Raw genomic sequence first — 17268 nt, 5'->3', positions numbered from 1 at the left:
GAGGCATGTCGTCCTCCCCTCCCCTCCCCCCTGGCGCGGTCGCCTTCGTGGACCGCTGGCGTGAGCTGTTCGATGCGCGGGACTGGGCCGCCCTGCGGGCCCACGAGCATCCCGACTTCCCGAAGTCAGGCCCGCCCAAGCAGAACGACAGCTTCATCCGCGGGCTCGGCACGAGCGGCTACCGGGTCGCGAGCGCGAAGCTGAAGCCCTTCGTACAGCCGAAGTGGTCCATCTTCCGCACCACGCGCCTGCACCCGCAACCCACGTACTGGTGTGACCTGGTGTTGAAGAGCGACAAGGGCCACCAGACGGAGGCGTTCATCGCGCTGGCGCCGTGGGAGGGCACCGAGGGCGCCTTCCGCGCGTCGTACTACGTCGAGCTTCCGCCGAAGAAGAAGGTCGCCCCGCTGGACCTGGGCAAGGAGCAGGCGCGCGTCTCGAGGTTCCTGGCCAAGGCGGTGAAGGACTTCGCGCGGAGCCACAAGGACCCGCGGCCCGTGCAGCGGCTGGCGCTCCGGTACTCCACCGAAAACGGGGCGCTGAACGTGGGCTTCGACCTGAACCCGGAGTCCGAACCGGGCGAAGGCATGACCCATGACGACTTCGCGGAGCTGCTCGTCCCCCGCTGGCCGGACGTGATGGAGCACAAGCCGGCGCTGGTGGGCCTCGACGGCGTGAAGCTCGCGGCCCGCGAGGATGGGACGTGGGGCACCCCCGAGGCGCATGCGCGACTGGAGGAGCACCTCGGGAAGATGCTCGTCGCGATGCTGCTCGAGCTGCGCGACAGCGGCCAGCTCGAGGCCCTGCGCGCATCGGACACCGCGGAGCTCGGAGTCGAGGACTCCGAGGGTGTCTTCGGCTGGCCCGACTACGAGGAGCGCGGACGCGAGAACCGGCTGGTGGCGAAGCGCTGAGCTTGTCAGCCCCCGCGCGCCACGCGAAGTCCGACCATCCTGACGTGTCCGCCCTGGAGCCAGACACGTCAAAGGCTCGCGTGACGTGTCATCACGCGAGCCCGATGAAGCCGCCGCGCGACTCAGGGGGCCTTCTTCGCCTCGGGCGCGTCCATCTCCTTGAGCACCTTCTCCGCGTTCGTGTTGGACGGATCCAACTCCAGCGAGCGGCGATAGCTCGCCTTCGCCAGGGCCTTGTTCCCCTGGGCCAGGTACGCCTCGCCCAGGCTGTCGTGGACATTCCCGTCCTCGGGGAACTGCTCCACGTTGGCCTTGAAGACTTCAATCGCCTCCGGCACGCGGCCCCCGCGCAACAGGTCATACCCGACGCGGTTGAGCTCGCCCGCGCCGAAGAAGTACTCGGCGCCCGCCTTGCTGCCCTTGAGCTGCTGGTACGTGGCGAGCGCCTGCTGCGCGGTGCCCGTGGCCAGGATGCGAGAGACCTCGTCGGCGATGGACTTGAGCGGCTGCTTCGGCGCGACGCCGTTCAGGATGCTCAGCACGCCGGCGGACAGCGGCCGGGGGCTGGCGCCGCGTCCCACGTTGGAGAGCGCGACGACGACCTGCTTCTTCTCCGGGACCCGCACGAAGAAGGCGCTGAACCCGTTGATGCCACCCCCATGGTAGACGGCCGTCAGCTTCGTCTTGCCGTCATCCAGCCTGAACGGCTCCAGCGACACCCCGAAGCCGTACTGGTCCAGGCCCGGCGTCGTCATCTTCTTCTTCAGCTCCTCCGACAACAGGGAGGTGCCCTGCAGCGCCTTGTCCCACAGGTACAGGTCCTCCACCGTCGAGTAGATGGAGCCCGCCGCGTACGGCAACCCCATGTCCAGGTAGTCCGCATTGACGTACTGGCCCGACTTGAAGTCGTACCCCGACGCGCGCTTGGGCAGCACCGTCGCGGACACGTCGTAGCCCGTGTTCTTCATGCCCGCCGGCTTGAAGATGCGCTCCTCCAGCACCTGCGCGTACGTCTTGCCCGTCACCTTCTCGATGATGGCGCCCAGGAGGAAGTAGCCCGAGTTGTTGTACGCGTACTTCGTCCCCGGCTCGAACTGGAGGTCCCCCGAGCAGTGCTCCTTCACGAACGCGTCGACGGTGAAGGGGTCTCTGGCCACGTCGCCGAACTTCGGGTTCGACGTGTAGCTGGGGATGCCGGAGGTGTGGTTCAACAGGTGCGTCACCGTGACGCGTGAGCCCGTGTCCTGACGGTAGTCCGTCAGGTGCTTCGTCACCGGGTCCTCCAGGCCCACCTTGCCCTCACCCACGAGCTGCAGGATGAGCGTGGCGGTGAACTGCTTGGTGATGGAGCCGATGCGGAACTTCGTGTCGGGCCCCGCGGGAATCCCCCACTCCATGTTCGCCTGGCCGTAGCCCTTCTTGAGGACGATGCCCGTCTCGTCCGCGACCAGCAGGCTCCCGTTGAACTGGTTGAGCGCGTGGTACCTCGCCGCCAGCCGCTCCATCGCCTCCTTGTCCTTGCGGCTCGCCGCGTCCGCCGGGGAGACCGCCAACAAGAACCCCAGGCCCACCGCGACACCCGCATCCATCCAAGCCAGCTTCATTCCGCTCTCCAAGGAAGTTGAATCGCCCCGCTCCATCCGAGCCGGCCCGGCGGCGTCCCATGCTCCACCGGGAACGAACCGGGCGACCAACCATTGCGTCGCGGCCGTGCCCCGCCCGGGCCGGCGCCGGCCCGGCCGTGACGGATGCCCACCTACAGTCCGGGAAGCGGGGCAGGCGCCCGGCGCTCAGGTTTCGCTGTCCAACACCGGGCGGTAGCGCTAGTTAAGACGGCTTCCGGGAGTTCCGATGACCGCCGCCCTGCTGTCCCTGACCCTCGCCTTCGGCCTCGTCACCGGCCAGTTCGCGCCCCAGCAGGCCGCGAGCGAGCCTCTCGCCCCGGCCCTGGAGGAGCGCGTCCAGAAGCTCGGCAAGACGCTGCGTTGCGCGGTGTGCCAGGGCCTCTCCATCTCCGACAGCCCGTCTTCCATGGCCCGCGCGCAGCTGGACATGGTCCGGGAGCTCGTCTCCGAGGGGAAGAGCGACCAGGAGGTGGTCGAGTTCTTCGTGTCGCGCTACGGCGAGTGGGTCCTCCTGGAGCCCAAGGCCGAGGGCTTCAACTGGTTCGTCTGGCTGGGCCCCGTCGCGCTGCTCGTCGTGGGCGGCTTCGTCATCTGGAGACAGCTGCAGCAGGGCCCCGCCCTGGAGCCCACCGCCCAGGCCACCTCGCCTTCCGCCCCCGCCGCGCCGGGCGGCCCCCCTTCCGCGGCGGATGACGCCGACCCCTACCTCCAGGCCGTGCGCCGGGAGCTGGAGCGCTAAGCCATGCAGCCTCAGCCTACGAACTGGTTGCCCGGAATCATCGTCCTCTCCGTGGCCTTCGTCGCCGCCGCCGCGTGGCTGCTCTACATGCGCAGCCGGGGCGCCATCGCCGCCACCCCACCCGAGCCGTCCAAGGACGGCGTGCTCGACGACTTGAGCCAGCGCGCCCAGTCCCTCATCGACCAGCTCCGCGCGCTGGAGGCCGACAAGCACAACCTGGCCCCCGAGCAGTACGCCACGGAGAAGTCCCGCCTGGAGCGCGAGGCCGCCGGCGCCCTGCGCGCCAAGGACGAGCACCTCAAGCGCAAGGCCACCTCCAGCGGCGACGGCCGCCCCCGCGCCCGCGAGCTGCCCGCGCCCACCGGTTGGTCCGCGCGCAACCCCCAGCTGTCCGGCGCGCTGTGGGGCGCCGGCATCGTCCTGTTCTTCGGCGGCCTGGGCTACCTGCTCGTCTCCGAGCAGCAGACCCGCGTCGACGGCCAGGAGGCCACCGGCCGCATGCCCCCAGGCGCCGCGGCCGGTCAGCAGGCGCAGCAGGGCGGCATGGGAGAGTCACAGGACCCGGAGCTCGCCCAGGCCCGCGCGCGGCTGGAGTCCAACCCCGGCGACCTGGACGCCGCGTCCATGCTCAGCCACGAGCTCATCCGCCGCCAGCAGTTCGAGGAGGCCGCGCAGGTGACGGCCAAGGGGCTCGCGGTGGACCCGTTCCACGTCGAGCTGCGCGTGCACCGCGGCGTGCTGCGCGCCACCAAGGGCGACCTCCAGGGCGCCGAGGCCGAGCTGACCGAGCTGGTCAACACCTGGCCCGACGCGCAGGAGGCCCTCATCTTCCTGGGCAGCCTGGCCCTGCGCCGCGACGACAAGCAGAAGGCCCTGGAGCACTTCGAGCGCTTCTCCGTCGAGGTGCCGCGCAACATGCAGCCGCCCCAACTCGGGCCCGCCATCGCCCAGCTCCGCGCGGACATCGCCAACGTGCCCTGAGACAAGGCTCACGTAACACAGTCACTACAGTTTATCCGGGTCTGATGTCATCTTCGTGGTAGACATGTCTCGCCGTCCCCCCGTCGTTGGTAGGGAGCTCGACATGTTCAAGTACTCCGCGAAGCTGGCCTGTGTCGTCGCGTTGGTCCTGAGTGGTTGTGGTGGCGCCCCGGAGCAGCAGCCGCCGTCCGAGACGGAGACGCTCGAGTCGAGCGAGCAGGGCCTCATCTGGGCCTGCGACGGGCGTCGCTCCTTCAACCGCTACTGGACGGTGAACGGCGTCGAGGTGGGTCGCGAGTACTGTGACTGCGACGGCACGCTGACCGAGTTCGGCACCCTGTCGGGCCGCTACTCGCAGACGCTCAACTTCTACTGCAACTAGTCGCCCCCCTCGGCGCCCCGCTTCACTCCGGGGCGCCGACCCGACGCTGTCTTCAGTGCACCGCCGCGCGGCGCCGACGCAGCCGGCGGACCTTCTCCACCCACGTGCCCGGCAGCACCTGCTTGGCGGCGTTGCGCGCCTTGCGCGCCAGCTCCTCCGCGCGCGAGTACCACTGCCCCGCCTTCGTGCCCGAGTGCACGCGCACCGACACCGTGCGCCGCTGCTTCGACACCCAGTCGGACTTGTACGTCTCCGTGCCGCGCAGGAAGTCGTACTCCGTGAGCCCCGCCGCCAGCGCGTCCTTGAAGCTCTCCCCCACCAGCACCAGGCCCACGCTGCGGTTGCGCCACGCGGGGTCGTAGCCCGACTGGAAGTACACGAAGCGGTTGCCGTGGACGATGCCGTACACGGACGCCACGGCCTTGCCGCCCACCTTCATCGTGTAGAGCCACAGCCGGCCGCGCTCGGCCAGCCACTGCGTGGCGTCACGGTGGAAGGCCTCCACGCCCGTGCCCTTGATGCCCTGGGAGCCGCCGTCCTCCGCCCACCGGGCCGAGTGCAGCCGGAAGAAGTCCGTCATCGGCCCGGCCAGCTCGCCCGGCGCCTCCGTGCGCTCGATGCGATAGCCCTCCTGCTTCTCCAGCCACTTGCGCCGGCGCAGGTAGTTGTCGCGCCGGCCCGTGCGCTTGAGGAACGCGTCGAACGGCTCGCGCGGGTCCAACACGTCGTAGGGACACACGTACCGCTCCGACAGCCGCACGTCGTGCCCGCGGAAGACCTCGCGCAGCACGTCCACCGTGACGGAGTCCTCTCGCAGGTCCGTCAGGTCCAGCACATCCCACTCCTCGCGCAGCGCCACCAGCATCCGCGCGAAGGACTCCGCCACGTCGCGCTCCAGCCCGCGCCGCGCCAGCACGTCCAGGTAGTCGCTGCCCACGTGCGTCTCGCCCAGGAAGCCCAGGCGACGCACCGGCACGCCCGCGACTCGGCGCGTCTCCAGGCCCAGCGGCAACAACCCCACCAGCGTGCCCGCCGCGTCGCGCGCGGTGAGCACCAGCGGGCGCCGCTGGGGCGCGATGCGCCGACACCACGGATACAGCCACTCCCACGCATTGAAGGGGCCCGCGTCACTGGCATCCAGCAGCGCGTCCCACTCGGCCCTCATCCCCGCCAGCGCGGACAGACTGCCCACGGCGCTCACGTCCAGCCGCCGCGCGGCCTTGGGCCCCTGCCTCAGCTCGTCCTCGCGAATCACCGCCCCGCCTCCTCGGAGGGGGCTTCACGCCCCTCCCAACCCACCGTCCGGCTCAACCCGCGCGCTTCTTCGACCGATTCTCCGACCGCACCGCGTCGCGCACCACCGACGCCACGTCCGCCATCACCTCCGGCGACAGGTCCTGGTGGCACGGAATCTCCACGATGCTGCGCCGCAGCTGCGCCACCTCCGGGAAGGCCCCCGCGTCACACGCAGGATGGAAGCGCTTCCAGAAGTCGATGGCGTCGATGCCCTTCGCCCTCAGCCGCGCCAGCACCTCCGCCTTCTCCTGCACCACCATCGGGTAGAACAGCGGGCAGGTCCCCGCCGGCAGCTGGTTGAACAGCGGCGTCGACACGTCGCGCAGCCGGCCCAGCAGGTAGAAGTAGTTGCGACGGCGCTTCTCGACGATGGACTCCAGGTCCTGCGCCAATGCAATGCGCTTGGTCAGCGGGCTCATGCCCAGGTCCACGTGCTTGCGGTCGAAGTGCTGCGTGCCCGTGGCCACCCGCTCGATGCTCGCCGCCTTCACCGTGCCGTGCCCCACCGTGCGCACCAGCCCGCGCAGGCCGCGGCCCACCGCGCCGCCGCGCAGCTCCAGGTTCTGCAACAGCGCGGACACCGTGTGGCTGAACGTCGACGCGGACGGCGGCGCCGGAGGCTCCGGCAGGCTGTACGAGCGCGGCCCGTTCACCACCAGCGCGCCCCCGTTCGGCACCGGCAGCGTCTTGTACAGACAGAAGATGCCCACGTCGCCCGTCGTCCCCAGCGGCACCGCGCCGTCGGACGAGAGCAAGGACAGCGCGCAGTCCTCGATGAGCACCAGCCCGTGCTGGTCGGCCAGCTTGCGCATCTCAGCGGCCGGGCCCGGGAAGCCCGCGTAGTGCGTCAGGTACAGCGCCTTCGTCTTCGGGGTGATGCGCCGGGCCACGTCCTCCAGGTCCACGTCCCAGCGGCTGCCCACGCGGTAGAAGCGCGGCGTCGCGCCCGCGTCCACCAGCGCCTCCACCTCCACGCCGTGGTGGTAGGAGGGCATCAGCACCTCGCCGTTGTCCAACCCCAGCATCTTCACCGTCAACCACACCGCGTTGCGGGCGAAGTAGAAGTAGCGGACGTTGGGCGAGGAGAACGGCGGAAGCGAGCCGGGCCTCGGCTTGGACACCAGCATGTGGGGCCACAGCGTGGGCAGCGACGGAACGAACAGCCGGCCCGAGGGAGTCATCGCTTCCATTTCGCCACCACCTCTTTCACCGCGGGGGTCCACCGGAACTTCGCCGCGCACAGCGCCCGGCCGAAGGCGGAGTCATTGAAGATGTAGAGCCACGTGTGGCGCCGGACCTGGTCCGTCCAGTCCCGCTTCCACACCATGTCCGGCCCCAGGAAGTCGAACTCGCCGAGCTTCCGGTCGATGCACGTCCCCACCACCTCCTCCATCAGGAGCTGGCCGGGGCTGCACTCGCGAAGCTGCTCGTCGTAGCCGGGCTTGAGCAGGAAGTAGCGCCCGCCGTGCTCCAGGCCGTAGTGGAAGGCCACCGGCCGGCCGTCCAGCCGCAGGAAGTACAGCGCCAGCTTCCCCCGGTACGCCGCGTCGCGCGCCAGCTCCGTGTAGAAGCCCCGCGTCGCGGTGTCCTGCGCCATGGCCGTGCCGCGCTCGCCCTTCCAGCCGCTCTGCTCCAGCAGGAAGCCCTCCTCCAGCGTGCCCTCCAGGCCCGGGCCACCGTCCACCCGCTCGAAGGTGACCTTCCCCTTCTCCTCGAGCTTGCGGCGACGCCGCCTGCAGTTCGCCTTGAACTTGGACTGGAGCGACGCCTGGAACTTCTCGCGCGTGCCCGGCAGCGGGATGTACGGCGACTGGAGCGACTCCCACGCGCCCACCGGCATGCGGGCCGCCTGCGCCGCCGCGTGCAGCCGCCACGCCGCGCCGCCATCCGGCACGTCCGTCAACCGCAGCACGTCCCACCCACCCTGCTGACGCAGGTGGGACAGGAACATCGCGGCGGCCGCGTCCGGCTCGCGGGCCAGCAGGTCGAACCGGCAGGAGTGCGTGTTCGCCGCCGCGGAGAGCTGGCGCACCGGCACGCCGTACAGGTTGGTGCGCTCCTCCCACAGGGGCAGCGCGGCGGAGAGCTGGCCTTCGCTGTTTCGCAGCGTCAGCACGCGCAGCCGCGCCCCCGGCGCGAAGTTGTCCAGCCAGATGCGGATGAACTCGTGGCGGTAGAACAGCTCGTCCGTCGTGGCCTCGACGAGCGCGTTCCACTCCGACTCCAGGGCCATGAAGGCCGCGCGGTCATCGACTTCGACGACACGCGGCCCGGGACTGCTCAGGGTTGCTTCCATGTTCGGGCGCCCAAGGTGGTGATGGGGTTGCTCGGCTACAAGCCGCTGCGCGCCATCTTCAGCAGGCAGGCGGCGACCTTGCGGCTGTCGTGTCGGATCCTGGACCCCTCCTTCAGGAGGTCCGCCCGCACCGGCACCACGCCCGCGGCGATGAGCTCGCGCGTGTCCACGTTCACCGTGAACGAGCCGCGCCGCCCGTAGCGCCGCATGGCCTCCGGCGAGGGCTCCGTGCCATTGACGAGCACCGCGTCCAGCACCGGCCCCACGTGCTCGCGCACCGCCTGCACGTGGTCCAGGCAGGACATGCCGTCCGTCTCCCCCGGCTGCGTCATCAGGTTGGCCACCATGACCTTCAGCGCGCGCGTCTCCTTCAGCGCCTGGGCCACGCCGTCCACCAAGAGGTTGGGCAGCAGGCTCGAGTACAGCGAGCCCGGGCCAATCACCACCAGGTCCGCGGCATAGATGGCCTCCAGGAGGCCGTCCACCGGCGGCGGAGAGCGCGGGCTCAGGGACACCTTGCGCACCCGGCCCTGGGCCCGGCAGATGTTGCGCTCGCCGACCACTTCCGTGTCGTCGTGCATCTGCGCCACCAGCTGCACCGAGGCCAGCGTGCACGGCAGCACGTTGCCCCGCGCGCCGAGCAGCTCCCCGGACATGCGCACCGCCTCCAGGAAGTCGCCCTTCAGCTCCGCGAGCGCGGCGATGAGCAGGTTGCCCACCGCGTGCCCGGCCAGGCCGCGCGCCCCGCCGAAGCGGAACTGGAACACGTCCTTGAGCGCGCTCTTGCCGCCGGCGAGCGCCACCAGGCAGTTGCGGATGTCACCGGGCGGCAGCGCGCCGTGCAGCCGGCGCAGGCGCCCGGAGCTGCCACCGTCGTCGCTCATGGCCACCACCGCGGTGATGTCCACGCCCGGATCTCCCGCCTTCGGCGTCGCGCGCCGCGCCAGGCCCCGGAGCACCATGGGCAGCCCCGTGCCGCCGCCGATGGCGACGATGCGCGTGGGCCGGTCCACCTGGGACTGCAACAGCTCGTTGCGCTCCGTCTCCCGCTCCCGCTCGCGCTCCCGACGGGCACGCGCTTCCTCCCACGACTCCGGGAGCGGCGAATCCATGTCCATCCCCACCATGTCCCAACCCCCATCCACGACGCCCGACCCGCCACCCCTGGCGGGTCCCCTAGGGCCCCCTCCCCTTCACGAGGAGGAGGGCCCGCGGGAGGTGTACCTACCGAGCTCCACGACCGAGAAGAACATGTCTCACGGTGTGGAAGATGATTCCCACATCGAGGAACAAACTGCCGTTCTTCACGTAGTACAGGTCGAACTCCAGCTTGTTGCGCGCGTCCTCCACCGAAGCCCCGTAGGGGTAGCGAATCTGGGCCCAGCCCGTCAGGCCCGGCTTCACCGCCTCGCGCAGCCCATAGAAGGGAATCTGCTGCTTGAGCTGCTCGACGAACACGGGCCGCTCAGGCCGCGGACCCACGAAGCTCATCTCCCCCATCAGCACGTTGAACACCTGCGGAATCTCGTCGATTCGCGTGCGGCGGATGAACTTGCCCACCCGCGTGACACGGTCATCGTTCGCCCGCGCCCACACCGCGCCGTTCTTCTCCGCGTCCGTCCGCATGCTGCGGAACTTCCACAAGTAGTACGTCGCGCCGCCCAGGCCCGTGCGCTCCTGCCGGTAGAACACCGGGCCCTTCGAGTCCAGCTTGATGGCCACCGCCACCAGAAGCAGGAACGGTGCCGACAGCGTGAGCAGCAGCGACGCCACCGCCAGGTCGAAGGCCCGCTTGAAGGCCCGGCGCAGCGGCGACACGGTGAGCTCGTCCGCGAAGGCGAAGTCGCTCGCCCGGAGGAACTGCACGGGAATCCGCCGCAGCACGCGCTCGCAGAACCCCGTCGCGTCGTACACGCGACGTCCCTGCAGTCGGCAGATGAGCAGTGAGTCCACCCAGTTGGCCCCGCGCATGTCGTCAGCAGCCTGCACGACATATGCCGCGCCCAATCGGGCCGCCATCTGGTCCAGCGGCTCCTGGCTGGAGCGCGGGTCCACCATGCCGATGACGCGGTAGCTGCCCTCGCCGCCCGCCTCGATGGCGCTCGCCACCGCGCGGGCCTTGAGGCCGTCACCGACGATGAGGACCGAGTCCGGCGCGCCGACCAGGGCGCGGATGGACACCCGGACCACCAGCGTTCCGGCCAGGGCGCCCATCGCCCCGCCCAGCAGCGCCCCCGGCGGCAGCGCCACGGGGAACAGCAGCGGGGCCACCAGCATCAGCCCGCCCGTCACCATCGCGGTGACCCCCGCGGCCTTCAGGAAGCGGTAGCCGCGCGCCCGGTCCTCCGCGGCGACGCGCAGGTCGTACAGGTCCAACAGGTACAGCGTGAACTGGAACGTGACGACGAAGGCCGCGCCCAGCCCCAGCAACGTGGGCCACAGCGCCGCCATCGGCGGCCGGGTGCCCTCGGGCGCGAAGAGTGCCGCACAGGCCGCCGCGCCCATCACGCAGGCCAATGCGATTGCCGAGCTCTCGGCGAGAAAAAACGTCAGCTTCTTGGCTGAAAAATAGTGGTGAAAGACCCGGAGCACTTGCCCCTCCGACCAACCCGCCCGACTCACGACGACCCGCCCCCCCGACAAAGCCCTCCGCCCCTGCCCCGTCACCGGGAGCCGGGGCGGAGGGTCTTCCGCCTCTCTACTTCTGCTTCTCGTAGTTCTTCAGATACGGCGTCGCGTGCACCTCCGCGCCGTTGAGGACGCAGCCCAGGATGGGCGCGCCGGCCAGCTGCTCCACCGCCTGGTGCACCGTCTTGCCCGGCGTCACGTTGGCGCGGATGACCATCAGCACGCCGTCCACCTGGTGGCCCAGGATCGCCGCGTCGGCGAAGGGCAGCGTGGGCGGCAGGTCGATGTACACCTCGTCGAAGCCCTCACGCACCGCCTTGAGGAACTGCTTCATGCGAGGGCTCGCCAGCACCTGCGACGGCTCCTCCGGCGTGGCGCCGGCGGGGATGAGCGCCAGGCGCGTGGAGTTGAAGCGGCGCACCACGTCGCGCACCTCCACCTCGCCCGTGAGCAGCTCCGCCAGGCCCGTCTTGTTGCGCACCCCCAGCGTGTTCGCCACCCCGCCGCGCCGGAGGTCCGCGTCCACCAGGAGGATGCGCCGGTCCGGGTTCGCCCGGGCGGCCGCCATCGCCAGGTTGACGCTCGTCACCGTCTTGCCCTCGCCCGGCATCGCCGAGGTGAGCGCCACGACCTTCATCGGCCGCAGCTCCCGCATCCGCTCCAACCGGTAGTACAGGCTGCGGTACTGCTCCGCCGCCGCCGAGGCCGGCGCCGTCAGCGTCACCACCCGCCGGTCCACCGCGTTCGGATTCGCCGCGTTGTCATCCACCCGGGGGAGGAAGTTTCCCGCCCGCTCCATCGTCTGATCCATGTCCGTCTTCCGTCCTTTCCGTGGGTGTCAGTTCAACGAGGTGGGGTTCGACACGTTGTTGCGCGACCCCGACGAAGGCATCAGCACCCGCCGCTCCGTCTTGCCTTGCATGTCCGGCACCACCGCCAGCACCGGCAGGGTCAGGCGCTGGCGCACCTCCGTCCCGTCGCGCAGGCTGTCATCCCGCATCTCCAGCACCGCTCCCGCCAGCACGCCCAGGCCCAGCGCCACCAGCAGCACCATCACCATCCCCGCGAACTTGTCCGGCCGGGCGGGCGTCACCGGCACCCCCGCCGGGGAGATGACGTTGAACAGGCTCTTGGCGCTCTTGGCCTCCAGCTCCTGGGCAATCTCCGCCTCCACCTTGCGGCTCACCACGCTCTGGTACTTGGTGCGCGCGATTTCGTAGTCGCGGTTCATCACCGCCAGCTCGTGCGCCCACTTCGGGGTGTTGTTCAGCCGCGCCTGGTAGGCCTCCGCCTTGCCCTGCAGGTCGACGATCTCCTTCTGGATGCTGCCGATGAGGCTGGCCACCCGGGTGCGCTCGGCGCGCTCGGCCCACAGCCGGCCCTCGGCCTCCTTGCGGCGCTCCGTCATGCCGGCGAGCTCCGACGACATGCGCTTGATCTCAGGGTGGTCCTCCGTCCACGTGGTGCGGGCGTTGACCAGGGCCCGCGTCAGCCCGCTCTCCGCCGCCTCCAGCCGCCCCGCCTCGCTGTCCACCGCGTTGCGAGCCCGCGCCAGGTCCGAGCGACGCGCCTCCGCCACGCGCAGCTCCTCCGACTTGGTCTGCAGCTCGTGCGACACCCGCTCGAGCCCGCGCATGTTCATCTCCATCTGCTCGGGCAGCTCGCCCAGGTGGGCGACCTTGAACTGGGCAATCTTGTGCTCCCAGTTGGACACCGCCTTGCCCATCTGCACCATCTCCTCGTTGAAGAGGTCCGTGGCGCGCGCCGCCTGCGCCTGGCGCAGCTTCAGGGTCTCCTCGGAGAAGATGGTGGGCAGCCGGTTGGCCACCTGCGACGCCACCTGCGGGTCGCGGTTCGCATAGGTGAGCTCGAACGCCGTCTCACCCTCCACGCGGACCGTCAAATCCTTGCGCATCTGCGCGACGGCCGCCTCCATGCCCTTCTCGGACACGATGTCCGGGTAGAGGTTCATCTCCTCGATGGCCTTCTGGAGCACGGGCCGTGCCAGCAGCTCCTGTCGAACGGTGAGCAACCGCTGCTCGATGAGCTCGCTCACCGTGCGCTGCACCATCTCCTCACCGGGCCGCTGCGGCTCCACGCGGACCACCACCGACGCCTCGTACATGCTCGGCCGGGTCAACACGATGGCCGCGCCCACCGCGAAAACCACTGCCGCGATGGCTCCCACCAACGCCTTGCGGCGCCACAGTGAGGCCAGCAGCTGGTCCGCCGTCATCCCACGCTCCATGACTCGCTCCTCCTCCAACCCACTCACGTGTTGTCACCACGCCGTCACGATGAGACGGACCGCGAATACGTTGCGCGTCAGGTCGCCCGCCACGCCCGCCGAGTCCGCCACGCCCACCTGGGCAATCCGATCCACCGCCCCCTGAGCCGCCACCTGGCGGCTGAAGCGGTACTCCACTCCGCCTCCAACTGCGTACCCCTGCGACACCAGGGGGGTGCTGCTGAACGTCGACCAGTCCCGCCCGGGCGCCCGCCCGTTGCGGAAGAAGCTGGCCGCGCCGAACGCCGACAGCTGGTGGTTGAACCTGCGCGCCAGCGACACCGTCGCGTAGTCCGCCCACAGGGCGTTCGCGAAGCCGCTCGCGCCCACCAGGTCATGTCCCACCGCGACTCCCAGGTCGAACAGCTCGCCCTCGCGCGCCAGCTCCAGGTTGACGCGAGGCACCCAGCCGCCCTCCTGCCCCGTCGGCGCCAGGTAGCGCACCGGGCCCGCCCGGGCGATGAACGTCGTCGGGCGGGTCAGCCGGTAGCGCAGCGTCCCCGCCACGCCGTGCGACTGGGACAATTCATTGTCATACAGGAAGCCCTGGTAGCGGTACTCCATGCCCAGGGTGAGCCGGCGCGTGGTGCGATACATCAGCTCCAGCGACGGCGTATGCGCATAGCCCGCCTTCTGGCCATCCTCGAGGATGCGCACCGCCTCCAGCCCGTAGCCCACGCGCACGTCCATGCGGTCCGTGGCGCGGCCCGTCAAGCCCACGCGGGCCTGGGTGTAGAACGTGGGCGACGTGGAGCGCGCCAGGCCGTCACGCGGCAGGGACATGGGGTCCGTGACGCGGAAGACCCGCACGTTGGAGTCCACCCGCAGCCTGCGAGACAGCAGGTGGCGCAGCTCCAGCCCACCCCGGTGGTCCAGCGTCACCTTGCCCGAGCCATGCCGCATCAGCACGTCCGCGGCATAGAAGCTGTTGAGGTCCAGCCGCCCGTCGCGCCCCTGCACGCCCACGCGCGGCGACAGCTTCGTCATCAGCTGGCCGCCCGTCGCATCCGGGCCGCCCAGGCGCAGGTCGTCGTCGTAGCGCTCCTCGGCGGAGATGCGCAGCCGAGGCTCCCACACGGTCGCCGCGGATGCCGCCGGCGCGGTGAGCATCAGGCCTGTCAGCAACCACTTCTTCCAGTCGCCCTTCACCGTCGTCCTCCCTCGCCTACGCCACCCTCGACCCATGGACCCACCGCCACCCGACTGCCCTCGACGCCCCTTCACGGCACGACGATGGTGTCGCCGGGACGCAGGATGACGTCCTGACCGCCGTCCGGAGAGATGAGGTCGCTGTAGCGCACCGGAATCTGCCCGCCGTTGCCGTCGCTGCGGATGACCACGATGCCGTCCGAGTTGGCGAAGTCCGTGAAGCCGCCCGCCAGGGCAATGGCCTGGATGAGCGACACGCGGCCGCGCAGCGGATAGGCACCCGGGTGCGTGACTTCGCCGGTGACGAACACGCGGCTGCTGTTGACCTCGCGGACGATGACCGTCACGCGGGGCTCCTGCACATACGACTGGAAGCTCTGCTTCAGCGACTCGGCCAGCTCCGTGGGCGTCTTGCCCGCCGCCTGCACCTCGCCCACCATCGGCATGGAGATGAAGCCATCCGGACGGACGGGAATGGTGCGGCTCAGCTCCGCGTCCCGCCACACCGCGATGTCCAGCACGTCCTCACGACCGATGCGGTAGGGCTGCTCGGAGTTGTCCACCTTCACCGCCGGCTGGTGCGCGCACCCGCCCAGCAGCATCACCCCCAACACCGTCCAGAACCCCGCGCTCGTCTTGCCCATCGTCTTCTCCCTCGTCTCGCTGCGGATGTCGTCCGAGGTCCCGCACCTCGCGGTGACCGTCGCTCTCGGCGCGGTTGCCATAGCAGCGGGTGTGCCACTGAGCCCTGTGAGGGAAAGCCCATGGATCGCCGTGGGTTACGAAACTGCCCACGTTGTGGCGTCGCGCGGGTCGGGAAGAATTACTGGCATCCGACAGGGTAGGAGTCTGGTCCTTTCGACAGTCCGAGCCCTGTTGATGGAAGACGATTTCCCACCGCGGGGCATGTGGGTTCTCAATCCGCACGGTGGGTGCTCGGCACGCGGTTTGAAGTCTGTTGAGCGGGAGGAGTTTTGTTTCCACAACGGGCCAGTGGGCCCAGCAGACAGGGAGCCAGCGGATGAGGAAGGCAGCGGGGGCGGTGGCGGCGGCGTTCGCGATGGGAACCGGTGTGATGGCGTGGATGGGCGTGGCCTTCATGGCGCAGACGGAGGCCGCGGCGCTGGGTGTCGTGGGCCTGGCCCTGTACGCGAGCAGCGCGCTGTTGAGCGGCAAGCCTGGCGAGGAGACGGCGCGCGGCATGGCCAACCAGGCCTGACGCCCGACGCCGTGACAGTAAAAAGGCCCGGTGTCCCATGGGACGCCGGGCCTTCTTCTTTTCAGCCTCGCCCAAGACTCGGGGGTGGCTGGATGTCGTCCACGCGACGACCTCAGGGGATGGCGCGCACCACGCCGCCGTCCACGCGCAGCGCGGCGCCGTTGATGGCGGAGGCCTTGGGGCTGCACACGAAGGCCACCAGGGCGGCGACCTCGTCGGTGGTGGCGAAGCGCTGGAGCAGCGACGAGGGCCTGGCGCTCTTGAAGAACCCCTTCTCCACCGTGGCCACGTCCACGCCCTGCTGACGCGACAGCTCGCCCAGGAACACCTCCACGCCTTCGGAGCGCGTGGGGCCCGGGAGGATGGAGTTGGCGGTGATTTGCGTACCGCCCAGGCCCTCGGCGATGCCGCGCGCGAGGGCAATCTGGGCCGTCTTCGTCACCCCGTAGTGAATCATCTCCACCGGAATCTGCACGCCGGACTCGCTGGAGATGAAGACGACGCGGCCCCAGTCCTTCTGGCGCATGCCCTTGAGGTAGTGGCGGCTCAGGCGCACGCCGCTCATCACGTTGACGTCGAAGGTGCGCAGCCACTCCTCGTCGGAGATGTCTTCAAAGGGCTTGGGCTCGAAGATGCCCAGGTTGTTGACCAGGATGTCCACGTGGGGCACCTGCTGGATGAAGCGGCCGGCGCCCTCGGCGGTGCCCAGGTCCACCGCGACGCCGCGCAGGCGCGCCTGCGGCTGCTTGCGGCGCACCTCGGCGATGGCCGCGTCCACGCGCGCCTGGGTGCGGCCGTTGACGATGACCTCCGCCCCCTCGCGCGCGAGCGCCTCCACGATTGCCAGGCCGATGCCCGCCGTGGAGCCGGTCACCAACGCCACCTTGTCCTTCAAGTCCAGGTCCATTCGTTCCCTCGTGAGAATGCGCGGCCACAGGTAACGCGCGCGGTGGGACCCCGCCAGCCCGCTTCACGCCCCGCCACGCCAGGGAAACCCCCATCCCGACGCATCACGGATATTCCACATTGCGGAATATCGGCAACATGGTGTATCTCTCCAGGGCATGACACGTGCCGCGCCCGGGGCAGTCCCTCAGGGGAGCGTCTGGCGGGAGTGGGTGCGATTCCATGCGGAAGAAGGCGACGAAGGCGGCCGTCGACAGCTCGCGGGGGCTGCGCGAGCAGGGCGCGCGGTTCTTCGGGAAGCTGCTGGACTTCAATCGGGACCGCTCCGTGCTGCGCGACCCCGTCAAGCAGTTCTGCGACGCGCACGAGCTGAGCTCTCCCCAGAGCCACGTCATCATCTGGCTGGGCCACGAAGGGCCCTTGAACACGGGCGCCCTGTCGCGCCTGGCGGACATCCACGACAAGAGCATCACCGGGGTGGTGGACCGGCTCGAGGCCCGCGGGCTCGTCGAGCGCACCCGCCACCCCTCGGACCGCCGCAGCGTGGTCAACGCCCTCACCCCGGAGGGCCGGTCCATCTACGAGGGCATCCGCGAGCGCATCGAGACAGCGCTCGCGGGCTTCTTCGCCACGCTGCCCCCGGATGAGCTGGAGACGCTCTTCCGCCTCATGGACCGCCTGCACGACACCGTGCGCGTCCCTCAGGACTGACCCCGGAGCCGGGCCATGACAGACACCCCCGGCGCCCCTCACCTCTTCTCCGACCCCAGGCGGAGGCTCGGACGACCTCCACCCGCCCGCCTGGCTCCCACCATGAAGCCGCTCCACCGTCCGCCCTCGCCCGCT

17 protein-coding genes are annotated in these 17268 nt (G+C 70.0%); 6 read left to right on the top strand and 11 right to left on the bottom strand.

Going from position 1 to position 17268, the window contains the following annotated elements; translation table 11 throughout:
- Positions 1–5: 5 nt before the first annotated feature.
- Positions 6–914, top strand: coding sequence for a hypothetical protein (locus tag OWM54_RS38930; RefSeq protein ID WP_267700639.1), 909 nt, complete (start codon positions 6–8; stop codon positions 912–914).
- A 122-nt stretch (positions 915–1036) separates the two neighbouring features.
- On the opposite strand, the gene OWM54_RS38925 is transcribed toward OWM54_RS38930, so the two are convergent.
- On the bottom strand, positions 1037–2518 hold the full coding sequence (locus OWM54_RS38925) for a serine hydrolase (protein ID WP_223785197.1): 1482 nt from the start codon (positions 2516–2518) through the stop codon (positions 1037–1039).
- Between the two features lie 247 nt (positions 2519–2765).
- Between OWM54_RS38925 and OWM54_RS38920 the strand changes: the two genes are divergently transcribed.
- The 3 genes from OWM54_RS38920 to OWM54_RS38910 all read left to right on the top strand — a co-directional run bounded on the left by OWM54_RS38920 (position 2766) and on the right by OWM54_RS38910 (position 4641).
- A complete protein-coding gene (locus tag OWM54_RS38920) occupies positions 2766–3278 on the top strand; it encodes a cytochrome c-type biogenesis protein (protein WP_223747698.1) in 513 nt (170 codons plus the stop codon).
- Between the two features lie 3 nt (positions 3279–3281).
- Positions 3282–4259 (top strand): tetratricopeptide repeat protein, encoded by a 978-nt coding sequence (locus tag OWM54_RS38915; protein WP_267700638.1) that lies wholly within the window; start codon positions 3282–3284, stop codon positions 4257–4259.
- Positions 4260–4362: 103 nt separating this feature from the next.
- A complete protein-coding gene (locus OWM54_RS38910; protein ID WP_223747696.1) occupies positions 4363–4641 on the top strand; it encodes a hypothetical protein in 279 nt (92 codons plus the stop codon).
- A gap of 52 nt (positions 4642–4693) precedes the next feature.
- Here the strand turns inward: OWM54_RS38910 and OWM54_RS38905 are convergent, their stop codons facing one another.
- From OWM54_RS38905 to OWM54_RS38865, 9 genes are all read right to left on the bottom strand, one after another.
- A complete protein-coding gene (locus tag OWM54_RS38905; RefSeq protein ID WP_267700637.1) occupies positions 4694–5896 on the bottom strand; it encodes a GNAT family N-acetyltransferase in 1203 nt (400 codons plus the stop codon).
- A gap of 52 nt (positions 5897–5948) precedes the next feature.
- Positions 5949–7118, bottom strand: coding sequence for a DegT/DnrJ/EryC1/StrS family aminotransferase (locus OWM54_RS38900; RefSeq protein ID WP_223747742.1), 1170 nt, complete (start codon positions 7116–7118; stop codon positions 5949–5951).
- Complete coding sequence (locus OWM54_RS38895) at positions 7115–8233, bottom strand: GNAT family N-acetyltransferase (RefSeq protein ID WP_046714354.1); 1119 nt, start codon at positions 8231–8233, stop codon at positions 7115–7117. The genes OWM54_RS38900 and OWM54_RS38895 overlap by 4 nt, the downstream gene beginning before the upstream one ends.
- A 35-nt stretch (positions 8234–8268) precedes the next feature.
- Positions 8269–9360: a gluconeogenesis factor YvcK family protein gene (locus OWM54_RS38890; protein WP_141332910.1), complete on the bottom strand. Its 1092-nt coding sequence runs from the start codon at positions 9358–9360 to the stop codon at positions 8269–8271.
- A 97-nt stretch (positions 9361–9457) separates the two neighbouring features.
- On the bottom strand, positions 9458–10825 hold the full coding sequence (exoE, locus tag OWM54_RS38885) for a polyisoprenyl-phosphate hexose-1-phosphate transferase ExoE (RefSeq protein ID WP_141333477.1): 1368 nt from the start codon (positions 10823–10825) through the stop codon (positions 9458–9460).
- 106 nt (positions 10826–10931) lie between these two features.
- Positions 10932–11672, bottom strand: coding sequence for a CpsD/CapB family tyrosine-protein kinase (locus OWM54_RS38880; protein ID WP_141326040.1), 741 nt, complete (start codon positions 11670–11672; stop codon positions 10932–10934).
- Positions 11673–11699: 27 nt separating this feature from the next.
- The gene (locus tag OWM54_RS38875) at positions 11700–13109 is read right to left on the bottom strand and encodes a GumC family protein (RefSeq protein WP_223747693.1); all 1410 of its coding nucleotides are present in this window, start codon (positions 13107–13109) and stop codon (positions 11700–11702) included.
- Between the two features lie 33 nt (positions 13110–13142).
- Positions 13143–14297 (bottom strand): hypothetical protein, encoded by a 1155-nt coding sequence (locus OWM54_RS38870; protein WP_223747692.1) that lies wholly within the window; start codon positions 14295–14297, stop codon positions 13143–13145.
- A gap of 71 nt (positions 14298–14368) precedes the next feature.
- On the bottom strand, positions 14369–14941 hold the full coding sequence (locus OWM54_RS38865; RefSeq protein WP_141326037.1) for a polysaccharide biosynthesis/export family protein: 573 nt from the start codon (positions 14939–14941) through the stop codon (positions 14369–14371).
- Between the two features lie 377 nt (positions 14942–15318).
- Between OWM54_RS38865 and OWM54_RS38860 the strand changes: the two genes are divergently transcribed.
- Positions 15319–15516: a hypothetical protein gene (locus OWM54_RS38860; protein ID WP_046714359.1), complete on the top strand. Its 198-nt coding sequence runs from the start codon at positions 15319–15321 to the stop codon at positions 15514–15516.
- A gap of 112 nt (positions 15517–15628) precedes the next feature.
- Here OWM54_RS38860 and OWM54_RS38855 read toward each other — a convergent pair whose 3' ends face one another.
- Positions 15629–16423 (bottom strand): SDR family NAD(P)-dependent oxidoreductase, encoded by a 795-nt coding sequence (locus tag OWM54_RS38855; protein WP_267700635.1) that lies wholly within the window; start codon positions 16421–16423, stop codon positions 15629–15631.
- 221 nt (positions 16424–16644) lie between these two features.
- Here OWM54_RS38855 and OWM54_RS38850 point away from each other — a divergent pair, with 221 nt between their 5' ends.
- A complete protein-coding gene (locus OWM54_RS38850) occupies positions 16645–17133 on the top strand; it encodes a MarR family winged helix-turn-helix transcriptional regulator (protein ID WP_267700634.1) in 489 nt (162 codons plus the stop codon).
- The last annotated feature ends 135 nt before the right edge of the window (positions 17134–17268 follow it).

The sequence above is a fragment of the Myxococcus sp. MISCRS1 genome (assembly GCF_026626605.1).
Classification (GTDB): domain Bacteria; phylum Myxococcota; class Myxococcia; order Myxococcales; family Myxococcaceae; genus Myxococcus; species Myxococcus fulvus.
This window is presented reverse-complemented; position numbering and strand designations above follow the sequence as displayed.